This is a genomic window from Alteromonas sp. P256 (assembly GCF_036864455.1).
Classification (GTDB): Bacteria; Pseudomonadota; Gammaproteobacteria; order Enterobacterales; family Alteromonadaceae; genus Alteromonas.
On record NZ_JAZETM010000012.1, the window covers coordinates 70,040 to 95,194 of the forward strand.

The 25,155-nt window shown below is 43.9% G+C and carries 19 protein-coding genes; 9 read left to right on the forward strand and 10 right to left on the reverse strand.

Going from position 1 to position 25,155, the window contains the following annotated elements:
* Positions 1-3 precede the first annotated feature (3 nt).
* Complete coding sequence (smc, locus tag V7R39_RS15810) at positions 4-3,549, reverse strand: chromosome segregation protein SMC (protein ID WP_334031875.1); 3,546 nt, start codon at positions 3,547-3,549, stop codon at positions 4-6.
* Positions 3,550-4,196: 647 nt separating this feature from the next.
* Between smc and cysZ the strand changes: the two genes are divergently transcribed.
* Positions 4,197-4,946, forward strand: a complete 750-nt coding sequence (cysZ, locus tag V7R39_RS15815) for a sulfate transporter CysZ (RefSeq protein ID WP_334031877.1) — start codon at positions 4,197-4,199, stop codon at positions 4,944-4,946.
* Between the two features lie 25 nt (positions 4,947-4,971).
* On the opposite strand, the gene V7R39_RS15820 is transcribed toward cysZ, so the two are convergent.
* Positions 4,972-6,672: a sel1 repeat family protein gene (locus tag V7R39_RS15820; protein WP_334031879.1), complete on the reverse strand. Its 1,701-nt coding sequence runs from the start codon at positions 6,670-6,672 to the stop codon at positions 4,972-4,974.
* Between the two features lie 13 nt (positions 6,673-6,685).
* Entirely contained in the window at positions 6,686-7,588 is a 903-nt protein-coding gene (nlpI, locus tag V7R39_RS15825; protein ID WP_334031881.1) for a lipoprotein NlpI, read from the reverse strand.
* A 135-nt stretch (positions 7,589-7,723) separates the two neighbouring features.
* On the opposite strand from nlpI, the gene cdd reads away from it, so the two are divergent.
* The gene (gene cdd, locus V7R39_RS15830) at positions 7,724-8,131 is read left to right on the forward strand and encodes a cytidine deaminase (RefSeq protein ID WP_334031883.1); all 408 of its coding nucleotides are present in this window, start codon (positions 7,724-7,726) and stop codon (positions 8,129-8,131) included.
* A 125-nt stretch (positions 8,132-8,256) separates the two neighbouring features.
* Here the strand turns inward: cdd and V7R39_RS15835 are convergent, their stop codons facing one another.
* The 3 genes from V7R39_RS15835 to V7R39_RS15845 all read right to left on the reverse strand — a co-directional run bounded on the left by V7R39_RS15835 (position 8,257) and on the right by V7R39_RS15845 (position 10,980).
* The gene (locus V7R39_RS15835) at positions 8,257-8,382 is read right to left on the reverse strand and encodes a hypothetical protein (RefSeq protein WP_269520162.1); all 126 of its coding nucleotides are present in this window, start codon (positions 8,380-8,382) and stop codon (positions 8,257-8,259) included.
* Between the two features lie 61 nt (positions 8,383-8,443).
* Positions 8,444-10,168 carry a gamma-glutamyltransferase gene (ggt, locus tag V7R39_RS15840; RefSeq protein WP_334031903.1) on the reverse strand — a complete coding sequence of 575 codons (1,725 nt, stop codon included), beginning with the start codon at positions 10,166-10,168 and terminating at the stop codon, positions 8,444-8,446.
* Between the two features lie 47 nt (positions 10,169-10,215).
* Positions 10,216-10,980, reverse strand: a complete 765-nt coding sequence (locus V7R39_RS15845) for an enoyl-CoA hydratase (protein WP_334031885.1) — start codon at positions 10,978-10,980, stop codon at positions 10,216-10,218.
* A gap of 116 nt (positions 10,981-11,096) precedes the next feature.
* Between V7R39_RS15845 and rrtA the strand changes: the two genes are divergently transcribed.
* Positions 11,097-11,681, forward strand: coding sequence for a rhombosortase (gene rrtA, locus V7R39_RS15850; protein WP_334031886.1), 585 nt, complete (start codon positions 11,097-11,099; stop codon positions 11,679-11,681).
* 99 nt (positions 11,682-11,780) lie between these two features.
* On the opposite strand, the gene V7R39_RS15855 is transcribed toward rrtA, so the two are convergent.
* Positions 11,781-14,267 carry a prolyl oligopeptidase family serine peptidase gene (locus V7R39_RS15855; RefSeq protein WP_334031887.1) on the reverse strand — a complete coding sequence of 829 codons (2,487 nt, stop codon included), beginning with the start codon at positions 14,265-14,267 and terminating at the stop codon, positions 11,781-11,783.
* Positions 14,268-14,548: 281 nt separating this feature from the next.
* Between V7R39_RS15855 and V7R39_RS15860 the strand changes: the two genes are divergently transcribed.
* Positions 14,549-15,103 carry a glutathione peroxidase gene (locus tag V7R39_RS15860; RefSeq protein WP_334031888.1) on the forward strand — a complete coding sequence of 185 codons (555 nt, stop codon included), beginning with the start codon at positions 14,549-14,551 and terminating at the stop codon, positions 15,101-15,103.
* Between the two features lie 443 nt (positions 15,104-15,546).
* Entirely contained in the window at positions 15,547-18,009 is a 2,463-nt protein-coding gene (locus tag V7R39_RS15865; RefSeq protein WP_334031904.1) for a CHRD domain-containing protein, read from the forward strand.
* Positions 18,010-18,176: 167 nt separating this feature from the next.
* On the opposite strand, the gene V7R39_RS15870 is transcribed toward V7R39_RS15865, so the two are convergent.
* Positions 18,177-19,427 carry a cystathionine gamma-synthase family protein gene (locus V7R39_RS15870; RefSeq protein ID WP_334031890.1) on the reverse strand — a complete coding sequence of 417 codons (1,251 nt, stop codon included), beginning with the start codon at positions 19,425-19,427 and terminating at the stop codon, positions 18,177-18,179.
* Between the two features lie 102 nt (positions 19,428-19,529).
* Complete coding sequence (locus V7R39_RS15875; RefSeq protein ID WP_334031892.1) at positions 19,530-20,192, reverse strand: 1-acyl-sn-glycerol-3-phosphate acyltransferase; 663 nt, start codon at positions 20,190-20,192, stop codon at positions 19,530-19,532.
* 163 nt (positions 20,193-20,355) lie between these two features.
* On the opposite strand from V7R39_RS15875, the gene V7R39_RS15880 reads away from it, so the two are divergent.
* From V7R39_RS15880 to V7R39_RS15895, 4 genes are all read left to right on the forward strand, one after another.
* Positions 20,356-21,162, forward strand: coding sequence for an NRDE family protein (locus tag V7R39_RS15880; RefSeq protein WP_334031893.1), 807 nt, complete (start codon positions 20,356-20,358; stop codon positions 21,160-21,162).
* 170 nt (positions 21,163-21,332) lie between these two features.
* Positions 21,333-22,523 (forward strand): amino acid aminotransferase, encoded by a 1,191-nt coding sequence (locus V7R39_RS15885; RefSeq protein WP_334031895.1) that lies wholly within the window; start codon positions 21,333-21,335, stop codon positions 22,521-22,523.
* A 1,397-nt stretch (positions 22,524-23,920) separates the two neighbouring features.
* Complete coding sequence (locus V7R39_RS15890; RefSeq protein WP_334031897.1) at positions 23,921-24,310, forward strand: hypothetical protein; 390 nt, start codon at positions 23,921-23,923, stop codon at positions 24,308-24,310.
* A gap of 105 nt (positions 24,311-24,415) precedes the next feature.
* Positions 24,416-24,787 carry a hypothetical protein gene (locus V7R39_RS15895; protein WP_334031898.1) on the forward strand — a complete coding sequence of 124 codons (372 nt, stop codon included), beginning with the start codon at positions 24,416-24,418 and terminating at the stop codon, positions 24,785-24,787.
* Between the two features lie 152 nt (positions 24,788-24,939).
* Here the strand turns inward: V7R39_RS15895 and V7R39_RS15900 are convergent, their stop codons facing one another.
* Positions 24,940-25,104 carry a hypothetical protein gene (locus V7R39_RS15900; RefSeq protein ID WP_334031900.1) on the reverse strand — a complete coding sequence of 55 codons (165 nt, stop codon included), beginning with the start codon at positions 25,102-25,104 and terminating at the stop codon, positions 24,940-24,942.
* Between the last annotated feature and the right edge of the window lie 51 nt (positions 25,105-25,155).

The following is a 25,155-nucleotide window of genomic DNA, read 5'->3' on the forward strand; positions in this document are numbered from 1 at the left end:
TTGTTATGCTTCTGCGAATGCAACGGCTTCATCAACATCAACGGCTACCATCCGCGACACTCCTGGCTCCGCCATTGTGACACCAGTAAGGTGACTTGCCATTTCCATCGCTATCTTATTATGGGTTATATAAATAAACTGCACTGTTTGCGACATTTCCGACACCAAGTTACAAAAACGCCCAACGTTTGCATCATCTAATGGTGCATCAACTTCATCAAGAAGGCAGAACGGCGCCGGATTTAATCTAAAAATTGCAAAAACCAATGATAAAGCGGTTAACGCTTTTTCTCCACCGCTTAAAAGATGAATTGTGCTATTTTTCTTGCCAGGTGGCCGAGCCATTATGGTAACACCAGTTTCTAACAAGTCGTCATCGGTAAGTGCAAGGTAGGCAGAACCACCACCAAACACCTTTGGAAAGAGTGTTTTTAAATCTTCATTAACCTGCTCGAAGGTATTCGAAAAACGCGTTCTTGTTTCTTTATCAATTTTACGAATAGCAGATTGAAGGGTTTCCAGCGCGTCGGTTAAATCATTATTCTGCTCATCAAGATGGGCCTTTCGCTGTGATTGAGTTTCAAACTCTTCCACTGCGGCCAAGTTCACCGCACCTAAACGCTGCAAACTTGCTTGTGTTTTTTCCAACTCATGTTGCCATATCTTTTCATCAGCATCACTTGGCAATTCAGCCAACAGCACTTTAAGAGACTGATTTGACTCTTCAAGCTGCTCTAATACTGTATTAGCACGAACACGAAAGCCCTCAATTTCTATATTCAAAGAATCAATATGTGCTTGCCTAGCTTGAATGTCTTTCGCTAATGACTGCTGCCCTTTTTCGGCTTCTCGTAGCCATTGCTCAACCTCTTCTAAACGCACAAGTGCCTTACTGCGCGATTGTTCAAGCTCTGATTTAGTGTGCAGTAAGTGCTGTAGCTCTTCGTGCTGAAGCTCTTGTGGTGAAGTGAGTTTTGTCAGTTCGTCTTTAAGTCTGGCGGTGGTTTCAGCGTATTCGCTCATCTGACTTTCGTTACGCGTAACCTGTTCGCGATACAGCTGCTGGTGGTTATCTAACTGCTGTTTCTTTAATGCAAGTTCATGTTTTGTAGACGTTAGCATCTCAACTTGTCCGCGAAGCTCGTTGAGATTGCGCTCTGCTAGTTCGCGCTTTTCAACCACGCCACTCATGTAATCCTCAGACTCAATCAGCTGAGCCTCGTGCACAGCGAGTTCTTCAGAAAGCTGTTCTAACTGCGCTTCCTCGTCTTTGTGCAGTTCTTGCTGAGATAACAGCTCGTCATATAATTTTTTGCATCTCACTTGCTGCTGCTGTTGCTGCATTTCAATTAATGAGCGGGCGTTTTTTAGTTGCTGCAAAGCACCTTCGCTTTCCATTATTGATGATTGTAAACGCTGCTTTGCCTCTCGTACTTGATTGAGATTTTGCTCTTCTCTTTCTAGCGCATCAGCACACACGCTTTTAGCCTGCTCTAATTCAACGAGCTCAAGCTCTAGTTGTGAGAGTTTATTTGCTCGTTGCAACACACCATCTTCAATATCACCTGGCTTCACTATCCAGTTGGCACCACACCATAAACCCGTTAATGAAATGGCACTTTTGCCCGTGTCTTTTAACTTCTGCTGAGTATTCGCGCTAAATAGCTCGCTATCTGTCTCGCAAAGAAAAATATCGTTTAAAAAGCCAGGTACTTTTTCGTTCTGTTTCTGCTCAAGAAGTGCATGGGCTAATGTGCTGGTGTGAGCATGGGTAATGAAAACCTGATGTGTATAAATTCGCACGCCATTTGGTAACGCATTGCTTGCGTCATAAAGTGCAGATATATCGTTTTGGTTTGCCAGTAAAGGCTGGTTGAGCTGATTGAGGATAACTTCGATACACGGGGCAAGGCGCTCAGGTGCCGTTATTGATTGCCACAGAGTTTCCGCTATTTTCTGTTTGCTATCATGGCTATTTTTACTGTCATCGTCTTTACTGTCATCGCCTTTATCGCTACAACTGACGAACTGCCGCGAAGCGTCACTTTGTAGCGCTGATAACGCCGTGTAGCCAGACTGTATGGATTGCCACTTACTTTTCACGCTATCAAGTTCAGAAACACGCTGCTTAACCGCGTTTAACGCCAGTAATTCATCCTGCTCTATCTCGTGAATAGCATCTTTTTGTTCATTTTGATTAATTTCAGCTTCTTCGAGTTGCGCATCTAATAACGCACTTTGCTCTTCGTAATCTTCATTTTCAGCTTGTGCTAATTCTTGTTGAATGTCAGAAATTCGCTGTGACGTTCTTAGCTGCACGCTCATCAAAGACTGAATTTGGCTATGGCATTGCTGCACTTTGCTTTTCAGTTGATTATAAGTGGATTCTTGCTCTCGTGCCCTTGCATTAAAATCACGCAGTGCTTGCTCTGCGTCTTCAAATCGCTCCTTAACGCTATAAAGCTCCGCTTCTTTAAGCTCAATTTCCGGCTCAATATCGACTAAGGCAGCATTAGAACTCGATAGCGACGATTGTGCTTCACTCAAGGAGGTACTTAATAGGCTTTGTTGCTGTGCTAACCGCGCAATTTCTTGCTCTACTTGCGACACCCTTTGCTTGGCGTGCAGCGCGTTTTGCTCTAAACGGGTAATGGCAGTACTTGTTGTGAAAAGTGATTGTTGTAAATCATCTATAGACTGTTTTAATTCTGCCTGCTGCTCTTTATAGGCAATTGCACCCGCTTCATCACCTTGCTGGCGAGCAATTAACGCGTCCATCTCAGCGGTGAGCCCACTTTTGTTTTGTTCTAACTTGTCTATGTGTTCGCTGTTTTTCAAAAACCGAATTGCTGCTAACTGCCCTTTAAGATCTCTCGCTTGCGCTCTCAACGCTTTATATTTTGTTGCCGCTGCGGCTTGTCTTTGCAGTTTTTCTAGCTGCCTACCCAATTCATCTCTTACATCGGTAAGGCGCTCTAAATTATCTTGGGTATGCTTTATCCTATTTTCTGTTTCCCGTCTGCGCTCTTTGTACTTGGAAATACCTGCCGCTTCTTCAATGAATACTCTTAATTCTTGCGGCTTAGACTCTATCAAGCGCGATATCATACCTTGCTCGATAATAGCGTAAGAGCGCGGCCCTAGCCCGGTTCCTAAAAATAGATCGGTGACGTCCCGTCGACGACATTTCGCTCCGTTAAGGAAATAAGTAGATTGCGCTTCTCGAGTAACCAGGCGTTTAACAGACAGTTCGTTGTAGTTAGCATACTCGCCAGATATTCGACCAGAGCTATTATCGAATATCAATTCAACGCTACATTGGCCAACGGGCTTTCGCGACGATGAACCGTTAAAGATAACGTCGGTCATGGCGTCGCCGCGCAAATTCTTGGCTGAACTCTCGCCGAGTACCCAACGAACAGCATCAATAACGTTAGATTTTCCGCAACCGTTTGGCCCAACCACAGCCGTCATCTCACCAGGAAACGGTATAGAGGTAGGCTCAACGAAAGATTTAAAGCCCGCAAGCTTTATCTTTTTAAGTCGCACAGAATTTCCCCAGCCGCTGAACGCCACTCATATTTACAACACTCATGTGAACAACCTTCTGAGTGTCGCAACGAAAGAATGACGACCTAGTCTGATACTTAGTTGAGTAACTAATTAAATAGCTAAATGAATAACTCTGTGGAATATCAAGGGTAATCACGTTAGTTGCGTATACCAGTTAACATGCCATTACACTTAAAATGCAATAGCACCTTGTTTTAGTTGTTATTATGAAAAAGACTCTACCAAAACATACAGCTTGTAACAATTAACATTTAAGTCTGACACGCCCCTAGGGCGTGTTGATCTTTGCTGTACGAGTTTTGGGCTAAATGGAAGCATTTTAATCGCGAAGCAGTCCTGTAGGCATAGTGGGCTAAGTCAAAGGGCCCAAATAAAAAAGCGGGGCCAAAGAGTAAAATGCTTCCATAACGCCCCCTTCGGGCAGCGCCTGTGAGCTATTTACTCTGCGTTGAATGGTTTCGATTTAGCCCACTACACCTTCAACCATTCGCCTTGATTAAATAGCTCACAGACCGTTGCAAAAATGTACAACAAAGATCAACACGCCCTTGATATTAAGATGTTATTATTATTTTTATGACGTTTTATATCACCGAAGCAGCTGATTTATCAAAGGAGAGCAAATGAGTTCTGGCGGCGTACACTATTTCTTTATGGGTTTTTCGCTTATTAAAACCAAAGGGCTAAAGCGGTTCGTTTTTGTTCCTTTTAGTATTAACCTGATTTTGTTTTCGTTGGCGTTTTATTTCTTATTTGGCCAAATTGAAACCGGTATCTCCTATGTCATTAACTTAGTCCCAGAATGGTTAGGATGGGTCAAAACAGCAATTACCTTTTTATTGTGGCCACTAGCAGTAATAAGCGTTCTATTAATATTTGCGCTTATTTTTGGCACCCTTGCCAATTGGATTGCCGCACCTTTTAACGGCGTTTTGTCAGAAAAAGTAGAACGCCATTTATCCGGTGAGGCATTAGGCGATGAAGGTGTAATGGCATTGGTTAAAGACATACCGCGCACTATTGGTCGGGAAGTGACAAAACTTGCATGGTATTTACCTCGCGCAATTGGCTTTCTTATTCTCTTTTTTCTACTACCCGTTATTGGCCAAGTACTGTGGTTTCTCTTTAACGCTTGGATGATGGCGATTCAGTACTGTGATTATCCTTACGACAATCATAAAGTGCCCTTTACACGCATGCGCCTTCATTTATCAGAGCACAAAGGTAAGGCGCTGACGTTTGGTATGATGGTGAATGTGTTTTCACTTATTCCCGTGGTTAACTTTATTATTATGCCAGTTGCCATTTGTGGCGCCACCGCAATGTGGGTAAATGAACTAAAACAAGACGCACAAACGTCGCTGAGAAACTAGAAAGAACCTTAGAGTCTTTAACTTTTTAAGAGGTTTTACCAACAAACGCCTCGTATTTGGCAAGCCAGTGTGCGGCCTCTTTTTGGTCGCCCTGGTGGTGAAATGCTTGGAAAAAATTCATCGAGATAGGACGTTGAGCCTGCTGTTTCTCTAGCTGCTGTTGCCAAAGCACCAAGTATAGTGGCGGTATGGCTCCTGTATCGTGATGTTCCATGAAAGTAATACGCCTGCTTGGCTTATAGCTATTTTTAGATACGCCTTCACAAGTTTTTGCCTTCGCCACTATTGTGTTGGGGTCTATTTTCGCCCAACGGGACACGGTATCGACAGGGGCGTAATAGTGCGGGCTATCAATCACTAAGTTTGGCGGGGAAAAGTCACTGATACGTTGAATATCACATATCTTTCTGGCCATGCTTCTGGCAATAGGATATTCATCGGCAAAGCCTGCAAAATGGGCTAACTCGTGCACAAACACCGAATACGTATCACCAATGTCTAAAAACATCACCCCATTTTGAACGTTCGCCTTTCCTTGCTTAGCAACCACTACCGCATGGCTAAACTGCCTTTTTTTCGCGATATTCGCTAATGGCTTTACGTCGCATCCCAGCACGTTTCTATTATTGTAATCGTCGCTGCATGACAACGCGTCTTTAGGTAACCAAATTGGCGGGGCAACACACAGCGACAGCGACGCTAGCCGCTCGTCGTTATTGAATTGACGATAAAAACTATCGGCACGGATCATGGTAGCCAGCGAGGCCGCAAATGGCTGAATTCGTTGTAAACACTGATTGCCCTGTGTCCAGTCAAACGGCTTTACATCGCCCAGTGCTGTTACGCTGTAACGCTGTGTAATGGCAAGCGCATCTTTTGCCTGTTGCTGACCAAGATTAGCGGCTTTCTTTAAGTAGATTTTTGCCTCATCAACGTTGCCCTCATCCCATAATAGCCGGCCATACTTAAAAGCGCTTTGCATATCTAATGATGCTGTGGCAGCAAGTAAAGGCTTGGCTTTCTTGTTTTGATCATGCAGCAAATACCAGTCGGCAAGTGCCGCTTGGGCAGGCAAATATTCTTGTTCGGCAGCGCGAATTAACCACTCCTCACGCTTGTCAGGAGACTGCGACGACATGGCGTACGCTAATTGCGCTTCAGCAACATTGCCTTTAGCGGCAAGGGCCATAAAACGCTCTGAAGCACTCTGTTCACCGATAAGCTGGTACAGCAACCACGCTGCGTCTGCATTATCTATCGACACTAGTTTCTCAAGCCAATAGATGGCATTTAGCTTTGGTACTTGAGTTGATGTGTTTGCGGCTGTTTGTTCGTTTGGCCGTTGTTGAAGTAGCTCATCGGAATCTGCAAAAGCTCCTGGCGGGCTTGGAAAGTGTGACTCTGGATTCAACTGGTGAGACGTTATCTCTTCAATAGACGTCATGAGTGTTCGCTGTGCGTCATCGCTATTTAATTGCGCTGCGTGCCACAGTAAGGCAAAGGCAGAACGCACCCGATAGGTGTTTTCAGCAGTAAATTCTAATGGTAGCGTACGCTGTGGCGGCTCTTGGTCTTGGGACTGTGCGCTCGGCTTGACGTGAGACGCGGTCTGCCCTCGTACGTAGGAAAGCGCGGTTGTCGCATTAGCCACAAGTTGGGGTGCGTAGCGACCAGTGTCGCCCACTATAATGAGCAGTGCGAACACTGCTAAGAATAAACCGCGCATGAGCTAGGCTTATCTATTCATCATCAGTGGACACTTCAGCCGTGCGCTGACGCAGTCGGTTTAACTCTATACGCGCGTAGCGGTGTTCTACATAGTCATAAACATTCGTGCTAAGCGCCAGTTTGAAGTAGTTTGACGCTATTCCTCTATTGCCATTTTGACTGTGGAACTTACCTAAATAAAAGTACGCTTCGCAAAGCCTGTCGGTAAGTGCTTTTTGACTAGTAATGCCCTTTAATAATGAGTTTAGTACTTCGTTCTCGTCAACAACACCAAGAAACAGATCTACTAACGAAGTAGCCCAATGCTCGTTATCCAGTAACGGCCTGACCGATGCCAAGTACTTTGCGCCTTGCTGTGGCGATATAGCGTGATTGGCAAAATACGACCATAACGCTCTAAACGGGTCTTTTTCGTCTTTTTTAAAAAACGTATCTAAATCGCTGGTGGCAAGTTCGGCCCTGTCGCCGTAGTAAAGTGCAATACCGCGATTTAAAAAAGCAAAATCGAGATCTGGGTTAATTTCTAGGGTTGAATCAAACGCCTCATACGCTTGAATGAAGTCGTTTTGTTGAATGTAGTGAATGCCAATTGAATTATAGGCTTCAGCAAGGTCGGGCTTTAAATTTATCGCCTGGCTATAGTCAAACTGTGCTAAACCGTTCAACCCAACGCTGTCGTATAACATGCCGCGCTGAAAATGAAGTTCTGCTTTGTCGTCATCTGATAATGCGGTACTCGTGAGCACTTGATTATAGCGGGCAATGGCCATTTGCGAACGTGGATTCGCGGGTGCTGGCTCTGCTAAAAGCAAGTTCCCCATTTGACTGCGTTGCTCGACAGGCTGCGTTTGTGCGCAACCGGTTAAAATACAAACGAATAAAGAAAAAAAGATGAGACTAACGTTTCTGCGCATGGTAAAAAAGCATTCTGTAGAAAAAGAAAAAACCGCCAGTATAAGAAGCATACACTTGAAGCGGCGCTGATGCCGCCAACCTTCTCGCATTTGATAGGAAAAGTAAAGTGCATTAGGCGGGTAACAAAGGTACCCATGAAGAAAAATAACCTAGAACAACTTTCACAACTTGCATTTAACGCACAGCAACACTCACATTCCCCCTACTCTAAATTTAAAGTTGGCGCCGCCATCGAAACAAGTACTGGGGAGACTTTCGCAGGCTGTAATGTAGAAAGCGCTGCGTTTCCGTTAGGCCAATGTGCTGAGGCCACTGCAATTGGCAATATGGTATCAAACGGACACAAACGTATTGGACACATTGTGATTGCCAGTCCAAACGAAGAACTGTGCTTTCCGTGCGGAGGCTGTAGACAAAAGATTGCAGAATTCGCCAGCGATGATACGCCGGTTACTATGGTAACAAAGAGTGGAAATTCGCATGAAACCACCATTGGTGAATTACTGCCCAATGCGTTTCGTGCTCACGACCTCGACAAGTAAAGTTGCGTCACAATCGCAAAGCTAGAGTCTTAAAAACCCCTTACACAAAACTCTTACACAAAGCTCTTATAAAAAACAGCCCAAGGCGTTCACACCTTGGGCTGTTTTGTTTTAGGAATAAACGTTTATGGCTTATCATCGCTGTTACTGTCTTGGCGCTTGTTTAACTTTACCGCTGCCATAAAACCAATGAAAAATAGCGCAAAAATAACAACACCAACCCAAATTAACACGTTCAGCAAAAAATCCATGTTTCGTTTTCCTTTCTCTTATCGATGTTGCTCTTTGCTACTTCGCATAAGCGCAAAGCAATTATTTACCGACAGCAATACCTTCTCTACGAGGGTCTGCGCCGCCAATTAATTTTCCAGATTTAAACTGAATGCCATGTAGCCCGCTGTTTAAATCAATAACCTTAACATTATGACCAAGCGCTTTAAGCGGCTCCTCTAATGCAGCAATAGGCGTACCCTTTTCTAACGCAGTATAGTCGTTTCTGTTGGTGATCTTAGGCAGGTTTATTGCTTCTTGAATGTTAAGACCATAATCAATCATGCCAATCAGCGTTTGAGCAACATAGCTTACAATTCTTGAGCCACCTGGTGAGCCTACTACCACTTCTAACTCACCTTCTTTATCAAACACCATGGTTGGGCTCATAGCACTACGTGGACGTTTACCAGGCTCAACGCGATTAGGAACAGGAAAACGATTTTTTGTTGGCGAGAAAGAAAAGTCAGTCAACTGATTATTAAGTAAGAAACCTCCTACCATAATGCCTGAGCCAAACATAAATTCGATGCTGGTTGTCATAGAAACCGCATTTCCTTCTTTATCAACAATAGAAACATGGGACGTATTAGGTAACTCCATCGATGTGCCCATGGCTATTTCAGTGCCAGCGTAAGGGTTGCCTGCTCTCGCTCGGTGCCATTTTTCATCCAAGCTGATGCCTTGCGCTCTGCGCTGTAAGTAGGCTGTATTGATCATGGCTGCAAATGGCAAATTAGTGAAGTCACTATCTGCTATGTATTTCTCTCTGTCGGCATAGGAAAGCGCGCTTGCTTGAGTGTATAAGTGAGCGAACTCTGCCGAATTTGGTGAATAGGCACCAATATTCTTATCTTCTAGCATTTTTAAAATTTGAAACACATTGACGCCACCAGAACTTGGCGGCGGCATGCCGCAAATCCGTTTTTCGTGATAGTTACCACACACTGCATTACGCTTGATGGCTTCATAATTTTCCAAGTCTTCTAGAGACATGCTTCCAGGGTTAATTTCTGCAGAGTTTACTGCATCCACAATTTCCTGTGCCAATTCCCCCTTGAGCAAATAATCACTGCCATTGTCGGCAATGCCTTTTAGGGTTTTGGCTAGTTTTCTATTTTTCTTGGTTGTCCCTTCTTTTAACGGCATACCTGCCGGGAAAAAGTAGGTAGAGCTAGCAGGAAACTTTTTTAGGCCTGGGTGATAGTCTAACGCAACCAATTTGGCTAAACGGGGTGACACTTTAAAGCCGTTTTGGGCCGTATTAATAGCGTCGTCGAACAAGGTATTCCACGGTAGCGTACCAAACTCAGCATGGGCTAATTCAAGGGCTTTTACAGCGCCTGGCACGCCTACCGACTTACCGCCAACTACAGCATCAATCCATCGCATTGGCTTATTACTTTTAATAAACCAATGCGAGTTAACTGCTTTAGGCGCAGACTCTCTGCCATCAAAAGTGTGCAGAACTTTGTTTTTGTTATCCCAGTAAAGAATGAACGCACCGCCACCGATGCCTGAAGATTGAGGTTCTACCAAAGTAAGCATAGATTGAATGGCTATTGCAGCGTCTATCGCACTACCGCCTTTTTCAATGACGTTCTTTCCCGCCCATGATGCATAGGGGTTAGCAGCAACCACCATATATTCGTCGGCCTCAAAGGCTTTCTTTTCAACATACCCAGTGGCCGCTTCGGGCTCGCCGACTTCTCGAGCCTGTTTACCGTATACATTGGAAAGTAAACTGCCGGTTAATGCAAAAGCCAATACTGACGTGCTTAACAAAGAACTGAACCTCAAAATCGTGTTTCCTCTTATTTAAATTTCTCTGGGTTAATGGGACGCTTTTTCAAAAACGCATCAAACGCTTCTTGTGCAGCAGAGGTAAGCAGCGCTTCTAGAAAAATATCAAATTCGGCATTCATTTGCTGATTGACATAATCTGCCTCACCTTTGAGTAGTGCTTTTGTCTGCAATAAGGCAAAGCTGGGTTTACTTATCAATTTTTGAACGGTTGCTGAAACTGCATCATCGATGGTTTGTGACGACACCACCTCTGTGAGCATGCCAAATTGATATGCGTCTTCGGCTGTGAATGGTTCGCCTAGCATCAACCACTGAGCAGCTTTAACGTGTCCCGCCACTTTGGGTAAAAGATAACTTGATGCATATTCAGGAACAAGCCCTAAATTGATGAAAGGGAGAACAAATCGGCTGTCTTGTGTGGCATAAACAAAATCACAATGTAATAGCAACGTGGTTCCTATTCCTACTGCTAACCCATGCACTTGAGCAATAACAGGCACAGGACAGGTCATGAGTGAACGCATGAACGCCGCTGTTTCAGGTACCTGAGCCCCTTCTTTTTGTGCAGCAAAGTCGTTGATATCGTTACCCGCGGTAAAACAGTCGCCGCTTCCTTTAATTACAACGGCTTTTGTTACGCCATCATTTTTAATACTTAGAAGCGCATCTGCCATTAACTGATACATTTCTCGGGTTAATGCGTTTTTTTTATCCGGTCTGTTTATAGTAATGGTAAGAGTTTGATTACTTTGCGAAGTTAAAACTAAGGACATTATCTTTCCTTTTCTGTCGACATTATTATGGTATCGGGCGCATATCTATTTTCACCCGCAGGGTAATTTTCTGTATCATAGCGAGCAAATTCAAAATAAAAAAATAACTAACGCTGATGATTTCACTGCCGTTTTCGTTTAAGTACAGTGCAGGCCCTTTAATAATAGCGCTCTGCGCTTTGATTGCCTTTTTCTTTGAGCCACAAGCAAGCGAATGGCTCGCCTACGACCGTTACGCAATACAAGGGCTGGATACGTGGCGCTTGATAACGGGTAATTTTGTGCATACCAATGGGTATCATTTATTGCTTAATATCGTGGGGCTAATTCTACTGTGGGCCCTACATGGCGAGCACTACCTGCCAGCTCGATTTTTAAAAGTGTTTATATGGTGCTGTATAGCCACCAGCGCAGGTCTCTATTTCTTTTCAGAAAACCTGATTTGGTATGCGGGTTTATCGGGTGCGTTACATGGCTTATTTGTGTGGGGAGCCTGTATGGATATCAAAGAGAAAATGACCTCGGGGTGGCTATTACTGATAGGCATTGCGATTAAAGTAGGCTACGAACAATACAATGGCAGTAGCTCTCAGGTTGCTGAGCTTATTGATGCAAAAGTAGCCGTTGACGCCCATATGTTTGGCGCAGTAGGCGGATTGATTATTTTTCTTTTAATGATAAGTACTGCAAAGCGGGCGTAAAACAGCGGAACGTTATTTGTAACAGCTCAACGAAATTCCAACTAATGCCCAACGAAAGCCCAACGAGTGTTGGGCTTTTTTTATGAATGGTAAATACGACTACAGATTTTCTTCAAATAACTTATAGATCCTACGGTATTCATCTAACCAAGAACTTGGCTGAACGAAGCCATGTGGCTCTACAGGGTATATTGCCGTCTCAAAGTCTTCTTTTTCAAGTTCGATTAACCGTTGTACCAAACGCACGGTATCGTGGAAAAAGACGTTATCATCAACCATAGGCGCATTTATCAGCAGCGGCTTTTCTAACCCTTCTGCAAAATAAATAGGTGAACTGCGCTCGTAGGCAATGGGGTCCACATCAGGCGTATTGAGAATATTAGATGTATACGGCGTATTATAATGCGCCCAATCGGTAACCGGTCGTAATGCAGCACCAGCAGCAAATAAATCTGGCGCTGTGAACATAGACATAAAGGTTAAGAAGCCACCATACGAACCGCCATAGGTGCCGATGCGCTCTCTGTCTACGTTAGCATTTTCCACTAAATAGTTGATGCCATCGCGTAAATCCTGCACCTCTGGTGTGCCCATTTGACGATAAATAGCCGTTCGCCAATCTCTGCCATACCCAGCAGAAGCACGGTAATCCATATCTAGTACTACATAGCCTTGTTGTACCAGCATGCTATGGAACATGTATTCACGGAAATAGCCCGACCAGCCCATGTGGGCATTTTGTAAATAACCTGCGCCATGATTGAACACAACCGCTTTGTTTTTCTTTGTGCTGTCGTACCCTTCAGGCAGGTAAACACGAGCATAAATTGGCGCGTCGGTATGTGACGATTCAATGGCAACAATTTGCGGCACAGCCCACGGTAGCGAGGCAAAATCGTCGCTGGTGCTAGACGTGATTTGTTGTGCCTTTTGTTGGCCAGTTGACGATTTTACGTAAAGTTCAGCTGGCTGATTTACCTTACTATGGCTTAAAAGCAATGTAGCATCATCTGGACTGAGCGTGTAATCGGTGATGCCGTTAAGATCGGTAAGGGTGTCAATGGCTTTTGTTTGCGTATTTACACGGTAAATTTCATAAATACCTGGGTGTTCGCTGTTTGCTTTGTAGTAAATGTATTTATCATCAGCGGTTAACGTAAGGTCATCAACAATATAGTTGCCGCTAGTTAGCGCAACAGGCGCTTCACCAGGTGTTTGTAAATATAAGTGCGAGTAACCTGTATGCTCAGATTGGAAGTACAACGTCTCGCTGTTATTTAGCCAATCAAAAGAGTTAAAGCGATAGTTTACCCATGCGTCATCATGAAGGCGATGTTGATTTTCAAGGGTTTTATTGTCTAAATCGACAGTGGCAATCCATCTGTCTTTGTTGTCCCACGCTTCTAACATAACCGCCACTGCGTTGCCGTTTTTGTGCCAGCGTATAGATGGCTTGGTCCAATACCAGCTTTGCAATAGCGTTATTGGGCGAGGCAACCTGTTGACTTCATAGGTTTCGCCATTTGCCTTTGCATTTTCGGTTTTGACATCGGCCAATACATCGTCGTTATATCCAGGTAAGTCGAAATAGTTTAACGCTTGTTTTTCACCGGTTGATAAATTGAGAAGCCACAGTTCGTGGTTTACAGGCTCGGCATCGGCCACACGTTGTCTTACTGATTTCGCCGCAATACGGCTGTCTTCTTGAATATAATGCGGCATGATGTCGCTGTCATCGCGGGTAGGCTTGCTTTCAGTGGTTGCCACTACGGCATAATTTCCAGCAGGTGATACGCTAATGCCAGCTAGGCGATGTGATTTATCGAAATAAAACGGTTCAGGTGCTACCCCTTTGTTGGCTGCCGCAAGTTGTGCACTGGCGCTATCACGCTCTTCGCTTATTTGTCTTTGTAACTTAATGTACTCGATAAGAGATTGCTGCTCTTGGGCAATGTAGTCTTTTGCTGGCTTTACTGGCTCTGGCTTGTCATCAAACTCCCAGCTTACTAACTCTTCTCTTACGCCATTGGTAAGGTCGATAGCAATAAACTTGTTTCCGCTTAACGCCATTAAACGCCCATCGGTCATAAATGAGAGTGTCGAGAGTGCATTTCCACCGCGGGTGAGCTGCACCGTGTTGCCATTGGTAAATTGCACGTACACGCTATCTTCAAACGTGTAAGCAACAACGCCATCATCTCTCACTACCCTCTCATCGAATCGATATTTATGCATGTCGGCCAATGGAACTTTTGCTTCGTTTTTAAGGGTACTCGCTTCAACAGCAAATACATCGGTGAGTGTACTATTTTGTTTTTCACGCTCAAAAACGATGGCACTACCATCAACCGACCACCCCATGTTAGTTGGCAATGCACCTATCCACTGCGGGTCGGACATAATTCTTTCTAGGGTAATTTCACCCTCACCAGCGGTAGACATCACCGCCGTTTGTGGCGTAACCATCGACTGAATATTGTTGGATGGTGTAACTGTATTTGCGTCTTTCTTATCGTTAGTGCTTACACAACCACCCAGTGCAATCGTTACGCTGGCAGCAATAAGCAATGCTTTATATTTTTTCATTTTTTTCATCATTGTTATGTGAAACCCACTAGCATTATACGCAAAGCTACATTCATGTAGTCAACACTCATCGTTATCGTTAGTGCAACAAACGCATAACAAACACGGTTATTAATGTTCCTTTTTACAAACTAGAACCGTATAACTTCGCAATTAGCGCTTTATTTTGCCAATAGCACTAAAAAAACCAAGCGCGCTGTCGTCTATTGCTGATAATTAATTAAGCAACAAACTAAGTTCACTTAAACTAAGTCCACATGTTATGTCAGAGGGTACGAACAATGAAATTGAAAGGAATTACTGCAGGTGTTGTCACCATAGCTGCTTTGCTTTTCCAGCCGGCTATGGCAAACGAATGTCCTAGTGTATTGAAGTTTATGAAGCGTAAACTGAATTCTCAAGAAACCGTTAATTTATGCGATGAGTATGCTGGCAAGGCCGTTCTTGTTGTGAACACAGCAAGCTATTGTGGTTTCACGCCTCAATTTGAAGGACTAGAAGCCCTATACAGCGAATATAAAGACGATGACTTTGTGGTATTAGGATTTCCATCTCACGATTTTAACCAAGAAGCAAAGGACGAAGGCAAAACGGCGGAACTATGCGAACTAACCTATGGCGTGAAATTTCCAATGTTTGAACCAACGTCAGTGCGCGGCGACGATGCAGACCCAATGTATCGCATGCTAAAAGCAGCCACAGGTAAGTCACCTTCCTGGAACTTTAATAAATACCTGATTGATAAAACGGGCACCAAGATAACGCACTACCCAAGCTCTACAAAGCCAACAGATGCAAGTTTTGTGGCAGATGTAGAAGCCTTAATTAACGACTAACTTAGCGTTTAAACTAGCCGTTTACACTGGCGCCAATCAGGCATAAAAAAGCCCCGCTACACAGGCGGGGCGAGAAACACACTCAACTTGGAACACACATTTTGCAGAAAACACATTAATCTGTTTTCAATCACTACACTTTGTTAGTCCACAACTTTTCCGTTAAGTTCACGCACTTCGAAATTTTTTTAACATTTATTTTCATTTCACAATTCAACGCACCAAAAGCCTATCCTTTATGCGTTTCGACGACACCTTTACAAAAATTCTCAACCATCTGTTATTTAAAGTAATTATGTAGAATCAGGCTTTAAAAACAATGATGCCAGAAGAGCATAATTATACAAAAGTATTACACTTACTTAATGTTAATGAGGTTAATGATCTGTAAATAAAATAGTGGCGTAACTTTGATGGTCTAACAACAATTAGAGGAAACAATGATGAGAAGGACTAAGTCGCTACTAGCGTTTTCGATTTTACCCCTATTTTTAGTAGGGTGTAATGACGATGACGATGATTTTGTTGAACAACCGGCCCCCGCCCCTGAATTTGCCAACGTACGGGTAGTGCATGCTGCCTCAGATGCCCCCATGGTAAATATTACGGCGAACGATGCCATTTTAAACAATTTAGAAAACGTAGATTACCAAGTAGCGTCCTCGCGATTTGAAGTTGAGACAGGAACCTACGATATTGGCGTTACAGGTATTCTACCTGGCGATAACGCAGAAGTTTTACAGGCAGACCTTACGTTAGAAGCAGACACAAATTATGACGTGTTTGCAGTGGGCAACGTTGGCGATAGTTCACTGGCACTATTACCTGTTACCAGCTCAGAAACAGCAGTAGAAGCAGGTAACGCGCAAGTACAAATTGTTCACGCCGCATCATTAGCGCCTACTGTTGACGTTTACGTTACTGCACCGGGTACCGACATAAGCGCAGAGCAACCTCTTGTAACCGCAGAATTCACCGACGCCACAGGCCTTACGCAAGTACCGGCGGGTGATTATCAAATTCGTATTACGCCTGCGGGTGAAACCACGGTTGTGTACGATTCTGGTACGGTAGAGCTTACTGATGGCGCTGACTTACTTATTGCAGCTACAAACAATGTGGGAACAGGCGACTCTCCTGTTACATTGCTAGTCGCTGACGGCGATGGAAGCTTTAAAATATGGGACGCAGCAACTCCCTCTGACGTTCGCGTTGTACACGGTATTAGTGATGCGCCGGCTGTAGATGTTATAGCGAACAATGAAGTCGTGTTAGTCGATGGTATTCAATTTCCTCGTACTACAGACTACCTTTCGGTTGCTCCTGGCGATTATTTAATTGACGTAGTGGCTGATACTGATAACAGCATTGTGGCAGTTGATGATGCCGAACTTACCCTTGAGATTGGTATGTCGTATACCGCTATTGCTAATAACACATTAGCGGCACCAGAATTGGACGTACTAGTAGATGTACCACGTTCAGTTGCCACTGAAGCTAAAGTGCGTATTGTCCATTCTTCACCAAGCGCTGGTAACGTAGATATTTATGTTACAGCTGACGGTGAAATTGATGCGGTAGACCCAGCGTTTAGCGATATTGCTTATTCTACTGACGATTTAGCTGAAACAGGTTATGTGAGCTTAGCAGAAGGCGATTACGTGGTAACCGTAACCCCTACTGGTACAAAAACAGCGGCAATTGAAACCGGCGTGCTCAGTTTAGAAAATGGTAGCATTTATACTGCCATCGCGTTAGACGGCGACATGGAAGGCGATCTTCCTCAATTAGCTTTGTTAGATGGTTTAGCACCACCGCCACCAGCATTTAATGCAGACAAGACTTATAACCTTAGTTTAAGCGGTTCACAAGAAGTGCCAGCAGTTGACACTATGTCTGAAGCTTCGGCAGTGGTTGAAATTGACGAAGACTTACCGGCGTTTAGCGTGAGCGTTGATGTATCTGGCTTAACTGATGTTACAGGTGTGCACGTACACGATGGCGGTTTAGGTATGAACGGACCTGTTGCCTTTCCTCTTACTGATGCGGGCGACGGTACGTACGAACTTGCACAAACCAATATTTCACCTAGTAATTTAGACGCATTAACGAGTGGTGAATGGTATTTAAATGTGCACACAGAAGCGAATCCTAGTGGCGAAGTACGTGGGCAAATTGTTCCGGACACAACTGCAGTGGTTACATTTCCATTAAGCGGCAACCAGTCTGTTCCCGCAGTGGATACAATGGCTTCAGGTTCTGGCTACGCCCTTTATGATACAACTTCAGATTCTGTATACCTTGTTGCTGCAACTACCATAGACAATGCAACCATGGCGCATATCCACAGTGGTTTTGCGGGTGAAAACGGCGGCGTTGTTGTTACGTTAGTAGAAAACGAAATGACAGCTGGCACGTGGATGACAGATGGCTATGTTGAATTAGAAGAAGCCGTAGCATCGCAACTGCTTTCTGGTGGACATTATGTGAATGTGCACACAGAAGCAAATCCTAGCGGAGAGATCCGCGGTCAAATTACACCAGACAATATTCAAGTGTTTGGTATTGTCGCTACTGGCGATCAGGAAGTGCCAGCGGTTGATACTGCAGCGACTGGCGCTGGTGCATTTACTTTAAACACAACCACAGGCGCGTTGTCAGGTAGTGTTACCATTACCGGTATGACAGCAAACATGGCACACATTCACGAAGGTGCAGCTGGTGAGAACGGTGGTGTGATACTAGGTCTTGAAGGTATGGACGGCGTGTGGTCTGTGCCAAGCAGCACTACGCTTGACGCTGACCAAATGATGACCATGCAGGCAGCTGGCTATTACACGAACTTCCACTCAGATGCATTTCCTTCTGGGGAGATCCGCGGTCAAGTGACGCTAGGTTTCGAATAGCAGTGGTTTCGAATAGCAGTGATTTTGAGTAACAGTAGTTTCAAGCAAGCTCAATGAACGGTGATTGGTCACCGTTCATTGTAAATTTGTTTGAATTCAAAATTTACGAAATTGCATGAATGAAAAAGGGGCTTACGCCCCTTTTTTGTATGTGTTGCGTTGCCTTACTACTCGCTGGCTACTGCGTGTAGCGCATTTCTAAAGTCGGCAATAAGGTCGTCGGTATCTTCAATACCCACTGAAATGCGAAGCATGTTGTCTGATACACCCATCTTCTCTCGCTCTTCAGCTGTATTTTCAAAGTAGATAGTAGGCGCTACTGGCAACGCCAGTGTTCTATTGTCACCCAAATGCGTGGCGCAAATTACTAGCTCCATTTCGTTTAAAAACGCTACTGGGTCGATATTATCCACTAAATTAAAACTTAAGATGGCACCGTAGCCATTATTCAACTGCTCTCGAGCCATAAAGTGCTGTGGATGGTCAGCAAGACCAGGGTAAAAAACCTCACTCACGCTGTGGTGGTTATCGAGAAATGTGGCTAACTTTAGTGCGTTCTGCTGACTGCGCTGAAGGCGAAGCCCAAGGGTCTCCATGCCTATTGCAATGGCGGTGGCCGACTCTGGCGCAAGTGTAGCGCCTAAATCTCTCAACCCCTTTTTCTTAATTTGTGTAATTCCCCACTGCGCCTTATCGGCTACCTTGTAAGCGGATTTAATATTGGTGTATTTTTCCCAGTTAAAATGACCGGTATCGGTAACAGCACCTCCAAGCACGTTGCCATGGCCTGCAATGTATTTGGTTAACGAACAAAATATGAGTGACGCCTTATAGTCTTTTGCATAACAAAGCGGAGGCGGTGTCATTGTATTATCAACCATAAAGAGAATGTGCTTCTCTTCACAAAACTGCCCTATGGCATGTAAATCTGAAACTTGAGTAACCGGGTTGGCCACGGTTTCACAATAAACCCCTTTGGTATTGGGCTGATATGCTTCTACTACTTGTTCAATATCGGTAACATCGGTGTAGGTGACGTGAATACCGAAATCTTTTAAGGTTTCGAAAAAGCTGCGCGTATTACCAAACAGATACTGACTAACAATAAGATGATCGCCAGCTTTAAGTAGCGCAAACAAGGTGCTGCTAATAGCTGCCATTCCCGTGCTAAAGCAAAGTGTGCCCACTCCTCCCTCTAATTCGTTGAGCATGTTTTGCAACGCAGCCACAGACGGTGAAGAAGAGCGAGAATAAACATGCGCGGCACGTTTACCCTGAAAAGCGTCGATAATGCCTTGAGCATCTTTAAATTCAAACAGCACAGAATTTGATGTACTAGTGTGGACACCGCCGTGTTCTGGCGTGTTTAACATGCGATCGGCATGGACTTGTCGGGTAGTGAATCCCTGTTTTGTCACGAGTAAAACTCCGGTAGTAAAGTTACGCGACAACCTCAGAAACCACGAAATAGCATATCGATGCTGTGCGCATAGAAAAAGCCGTGGTGGTTTTCAAATGAATTATTGAGGCCGTGTTATGCATTTTTCTGGGTATTTTGGGCAAACATTATCATAAAATGTATAGATAGTTTGCATTTGTTCATCAATGTTTTCGACCTTTTGAATGACGGGGCCAAAGCGGATTATTTTAGTGCGATAATCTAGCGAAAGCAGCTGAATAGGTATATCTGCCTCTCTCGCAATGTGCAGAAAACCGGTTTTCCAAGGAAAGATTGGGCTTCGCGTACCCTCAGGTGCCAGTGCCAATACTAATTCATCAGCCTGTTTAATATTATCAACAATACTGGTTACCACCCCGTGAGCCTTACTTCGCTTAATGGGAATGCCGCCCAACTTTTTGATGATGTACCCGAGTGGCTGAACAAAAATGGTATGTTTGCCGAAAAAATTCAATTTTAAACGCAGTGAAAACACCACAAACAACCCGATAAAAAAATCCCAGTTGGTTGTGTGAGGCGCAACCGCCAATATGGCTTTCTTTTTATTAATAAAAGCCCCTTCTACTCGCCAGCCCCGTTTGGTGAGCACAAAGGTAGCAAATGACGATAACCAGTGCGGCCACTGCCGCGGTATGTGGTCATCTATCTGCAACTCATTGATTTTCAAAATAGTGGTGCTTTTTGTCTCTTTGTCTTTCTTGTTGAGAGTGTTATTGCTATTCATTTTTATTATTCTCATACTGCTCAAGGCGTTAAGAGTAAAGAAAATCAAAACGCAAAGCTACGATTAACGGCAAGCGCACAGTAAAGCATACCTATAACGACTCGATTACAGCGCGATAGTACGCACAGACAGACGGTACTGGCATACCGAATAAGGTGTAAATATGTGTATTTTATTTATTGCTCGGCAGAAGCACCCTCGCTACCCGCTTATTATTGCGGCGAATAGAGATGAGTTTTATGCAAGGCCAACGGCTCCCGCAGCATTTTGGAACGACAACCCATCCATATTGGCGGGGAGAGATCTTGAAGCAAACGGTACATGGATGGGTGTTACACGAAATGGAAAAATTGCGGCCATTACTAATGTACGTGCTCCGACTGAAGTGCGCACAGACGCGACTTCGCGAGGTGAGTTGGTAACCAACTGGCTAAAAGACGACAAAGCACAAGTTACTGGCCATCTTACGGAAAAATTAACCGAGCTTTCAACAGAACAGTATTTACAGACGCTGAAAGACACTCGTCACCACTATAATGGCTATAACCTGGTGTTCGGTAATGCGAGCGCTTTGCATGTTTACAATAACGTGAACAACTCTACACACCCTATACAGCAGGGTGTGTTTGGCCTTTCAAATGCCGACATTGTTACCCCATGGCCCAAGGTTACCCAAGGTGTTACAAGCTTAAATAAGTACGTATTACAGCACGACACGATAAACACCGAAGATTTGTTTGCGCTATTGCGCAATGAGGACAAAGCAGACGACCAACACCTTCCTAGTACTGGCATTGGTTATGAATGGGAAAAAGCGCTGTCTTCCATTTTTATTAACATTCCCAGCTACGGTACGCGAACATCCACTATTTTGCTGGTTGATAGCAGCGGCGAACTCAGCTTTAAAGAACGAACCTTCACCGAAAAGGGAGAAACAACGCAAACACGAGAATTTTCCTTCAAAATTTAACGGGTTTGTAGAATAAATCTTTCGAGGTTTACAAAATTCGATATTAAATTGAAATATTTTCAACGAATAGGTGTCATTTTTTCTATCAGCAATGGCATAATGCGTGCCTGCTAGCATTTGCTTTCCATTATTTGCAGACCACTATTTGCACACCAAAGTGAGGACATATCGTGTTTGAAGTATTACCCTATCTTGCCCCAGATCCAATTCTTGGCCTTTCTGCTTCATATAAAGAAGACACCAACCCGAGTAAAATAGACTTGGGTGTTGGCGTTTATAAAGATGAGCAAGGTAATACCCCTATTCTTTCGAGTGTGTCAAAAGCACAACAACTTTTACTAGAGCGTGAAACCAGTAAAACCTATATTACTCCACAGGGTAATCAAGGTTTTATCGATGGCATGCTATCGCTACTACTTGGTAAAAACAGCCCGGTACTCATGGCCGATCGCGTTGCTGCCGTTCAGGCTCCAGGTGGCTGTGGTGCCCTTCGCATTCTTTCTGAGCTTTTAGTGCGTTGTAACGACAATGCAAAAGTATGGGTAAGCGACCCAACATGGGCAAACCATATTCCGCTTATCGGCTCTGCGGGTTTAGAAATAGAAACGTACCCGTACTTCGACAAAGCATCTGCAAGCATTCGCTTTGATGCCATGATGGACACCCTTCGCAACGTAGATAAAGGCGATATAGTGTTACTTCACGGCTGCTGCCACAACCCAACCGGTGCAGACTTAACGAATGCACAATGGGACGAAGTATTAGCCGTTGCTAAAGAACGTGAATTTTTACCGTTTATCGATGTGGCCTATTTGGGCTTTGGTGAAGGGTTAGAAGAAGATGCCTACGGTATGCGCCTTCTTGTTGAAAACCTTCCTGAGGTTGTTGTTGCTGCATCGTGCTCTAAAAACTTTGGTTTATATCGCGAGCGTGTTGGCCTTGCCGCAATTGTTACCCAAGACACAGCAACCCGCAAAATTGCGCAGGGACAAATACAGTCTATTGCTCGTGCTATTTACTCAATGCCACCAAGCTACGGCGGCGCACTTGTTGACTTAATTCTATCTGACGAAGCCCTTAACAACGAATGGGTGTCTGAAGTGAATGAAATGCGCGACCGCATGAAAACGTTGCGTGCAATGCTAGTGCAAAACCTTCATAACAACGGCTCACCCAAAGACTTCAGCTTTGTGAACGACCAAAAAGGTATGTTCTCGTTTTTGTGCATCACGCCTGAACAAGTGCGTGAAGTAAGAGAAAAGCACAGCGTATACTTTGTAGACTCAAGCCGCGTAAACATTGCTGGTATTAACAAAAACAATGTTGAAACCTTAGCAAAAGCATTGGTTTCTGTTCTTTAGCCCAAGGTTATTGAAGCATAACCGAGAAAGCTACAGTTTAAGCTAAACGAAAAGCCGCCGCGTTTAATAACGCCGTGGCTTTTTTTGTTCCCTAAAGCCCCCTCGCCCAATAGCTTGACCACTCCACATCTAAATTATGCCAATGTGGATTAGACTCAACACATAGCGCTTTCTGCTTTGAATAGATAGAAATCAGCGTTAAAAACTTCAAAACGGCGTAAATAATGCTTTTCAGAAATATAAATGATCTCAAACATAATTTTTCTGACAATGCATGAAGTACACCTCTCCCACCTAACACACCATTTTGGTACTTTTTACCCATGAGCAAAAAACACTGTTCTAATTTATTGTTTTATTAAGGGGAGTTAGAGGGTAATCTGGCAACTTTGATAATATTAAAAACCCCATAATGGTATGTTTAGACAGACCGGTTTGGGGTCTAGTAAATTGTTATATGCTAATTGGTATTTAACTCATGGAAGAATATTTTGCTGGCCTAAGAAAAATTAAGCTTCGTTCTGACAACGTACATGCTGCTCGTTGGCCATGCTTTTATTTAGTATCAATAGGGATCTTTCTTGGCTTCTTGTTTCCGTTGTTGGGTTTTATTGCCCCACTATTCATCTATCTTTTTCTCTTTTTATTACTTCGATTGTCGTTATCAACCTGCCCACGTTGCAATAAACGCTTTTATTCCTTGTTAAACATCATATTCAACGGTAGTTTTTATTCAAAATCAGGAATGTGGGCTGTCTCGTGTAACTCATGTGGCTTAAAGTTAAGCGAGCTTCCGGAGGTTGACGAAATCGCAATCAGCTCCCACAAAGACGAGTGGTTTAAATGAACAACGCATATAACAACTCAATAAACTCACTCACTTCGTTCGCTGGGACGCATACACGCAGGGCGGCTTCGCCATTATGCCCTACGTGCCTGCGCCCGTTATTGAAAAGTTAGGCGTCATTTACTTACAGCATTAAAATGTGGGTTCAGACCTGACATTCCAACATCAAGGTTGTTTCATTAGGTTGTCTTTACGGCTTGCTTTTTCGGTAGTTCCAACGGCTTTAGCAACGCCCTTTTCGTCAACTCAGCAACGCCAGCATTCTGCATCTCCAGTTGTTTAAACTCGCTCTTTTATCCAGCAATGTCGTTAACATCTGGCTTTTCGCACAGGGTTGTTTTATCTTAAATTCAACAATTTAAACACGCGGTCTTTTTGGCTAGTGGTGGCAGCAAAGCTGCGTACTTTCAGTTGTACGCCTAACAAAACGCTGTTGGCACTCCCTTCGGTCGCTGGGACGCTAACAAGTGGGCTGGCTCACTTCGTTCGGATTTTAGCCCACGTGCTAGCGCCCCAAAGCTTAGCGTTAGGCATACAAGGAAAGCCAAGGATGGGATATTTTTTTTGGGTTATTACTCTTATATTAGTGGTCATGAGCGTCATCAGCTCTGAGGGTATAACAGAGTCTACTTCGGACTTAATTCTCTTTGTGCTGTTATCAACTTGGGCCCCAGTTTTATTCGCTCTACTTCACTCCGCACTTGGCAAAAATAAAAACTTTTTTCAATTTGTCTTTGCATCAGCTTTCACCGCAGTAGCTGGCACTGGAATTTACATTCTCTCACTCGCATCAATGCAGGTTTTAAAATCTGGACCATTGGAAGCATCAGGTATGATATTCGTGGCTCTTCCTCTGTTGTATTTTAAATATGCATTCTATGGCGCTCTGTTTGGTGCTTTGGCATTTTTGGTTATGAGGTTGTTTGAAAAGCATGCCTAACAAAACGCTAAACTCGTTCCCTTCGGTCACTGGGACACAAACGAAATGCGAGGCTTCGCCAATTATCGCATTCCGTTTGCGCCCGTTAGCTCAAAGTTAGGTGCTATGAAGGAAAAACAATATCCGGTTGTCGTATTGGTATTGATTGGAGCTTTGCTGGTTTTCGCTTTCTCTAGTAATGATCGCAGCTATTTTATTCTTGAACTTAACGGCATGGATGATTTAGAGATTAGCAATATCATTGTGGAAGGGCCTGACTTTACTACTGGCTTTTATATGACTGCACAAGTTAAAGAAGAGATGAGTGGACTCAAAATTAATGTGGACAGTCCGGTCGATGAAGGGACAGCTACAATTACCATAAATATAGAAAACAGTTCCTCTCTTGTCTTATCGAACATGCCATTTAAAAATGGCAAAACAAACTATATCAGCCTAAATGGTGGCGACTTAAACTATGTTAAAGCACACTGGTAATTTTAAAACGCACCTAACAAACAAATGTTGGGGACACAAACACGCGGGCTCTGCTTCGCAGTATAGCCCACGCGTTTGTGCCGCCAAATTAGGGCGTTAGGCATCATTTACTTACAGTATTAAAATGTGGGTTCAGAAGTGAAATGCCAGCATCAAGGTTGTTTCGCTAGGTTGTCTTTACGGCTTGCTTTTTCGGTAGTTTCAACGACTTTAACAACGCGTTTTTCATCAGCACCGCAACGCCAAAATTCAAGAGCAGCAACCTTCTCTACTCGCTCATTTATCCAGCCACTTCTATAACATCTGGCATTTCGCACAGGGTTGTTTTATCTTAAATTCAATCATTTAAACACGCGGCCTATTTGGCT

What these genes read in the sequence shown, in the direction of transcription:
- V7R39_RS15860 (WP_334031888.1), top strand. Translation starts at nt 14,549, where the DNA reads ATGAAATTGAAAGGAATTACTGCAGGTGTTGTCACCATAGCTGCTTTG.
- V7R39_RS15875 (WP_334031892.1), bottom strand. Translation starts at nt 20,192, where the DNA reads ATGAATAGCAATAACACTCTCAACAAGAAAGACAAAGAGACAAAAAGC.
- cdd (WP_334031883.1), top strand. Translation starts at nt 7,724, where the DNA reads ATGAAGAAAAATAACCTAGAACAACTTTCACAACTTGCATTTAACGCA.
- V7R39_RS15865 (WP_334031904.1), top strand. Translation starts at nt 15,547, where the DNA reads ATGAGAAGGACTAAGTCGCTACTAGCGTTTTCGATTTTACCCCTATTT.
- V7R39_RS15895 (WP_334031898.1), top strand. Translation starts at nt 24,416, where the DNA reads ATGAAGGAAAAACAATATCCGGTTGTCGTATTGGTATTGATTGGAGCT.
- V7R39_RS15855 (WP_334031887.1), bottom strand. Translation starts at nt 14,267, where the DNA reads ATGAAAAAATATAAAGCATTGCTTATTGCTGCCAGCGTAACGATTGCA.
- nlpI (WP_334031881.1), bottom strand. Translation starts at nt 7,588, where the DNA reads ATGCGCAGAAACGTTAGTCTCATCTTTTTTTCTTTATTCGTTTGTATT.
- V7R39_RS15835 (WP_269520162.1), bottom strand. Translation starts at nt 8,382, where the DNA reads ATGGATTTTTTGCTGAACGTGTTAATTTGGGTTGGTGTTGTTATTTTT.
- V7R39_RS15820 (WP_334031879.1), bottom strand. Translation starts at nt 6,672, where the DNA reads ATGCGCGGTTTATTCTTAGCAGTGTTCGCACTGCTCATTATAGTGGGC.
- rrtA (WP_334031886.1), top strand. Translation starts at nt 11,097, where the DNA reads ATGATTTCACTGCCGTTTTCGTTTAAGTACAGTGCAGGCCCTTTAATA.
- cysZ (WP_334031877.1), top strand. Translation starts at nt 4,197, where the DNA reads ATGAGTTCTGGCGGCGTACACTATTTCTTTATGGGTTTTTCGCTTATT.
- V7R39_RS15880 (WP_334031893.1), top strand. Translation starts at nt 20,356, where the DNA reads ATGTGTATTTTATTTATTGCTCGGCAGAAGCACCCTCGCTACCCGCTT.
- V7R39_RS15890 (WP_334031897.1), top strand. Translation starts at nt 23,921, where the DNA reads ATGGGATATTTTTTTTGGGTTATTACTCTTATATTAGTGGTCATGAGC.
- V7R39_RS15845 (WP_334031885.1), bottom strand. Translation starts at nt 10,980, where the DNA reads ATGTCCTTAGTTTTAACTTCGCAAAGTAATCAAACTCTTACCATTACT.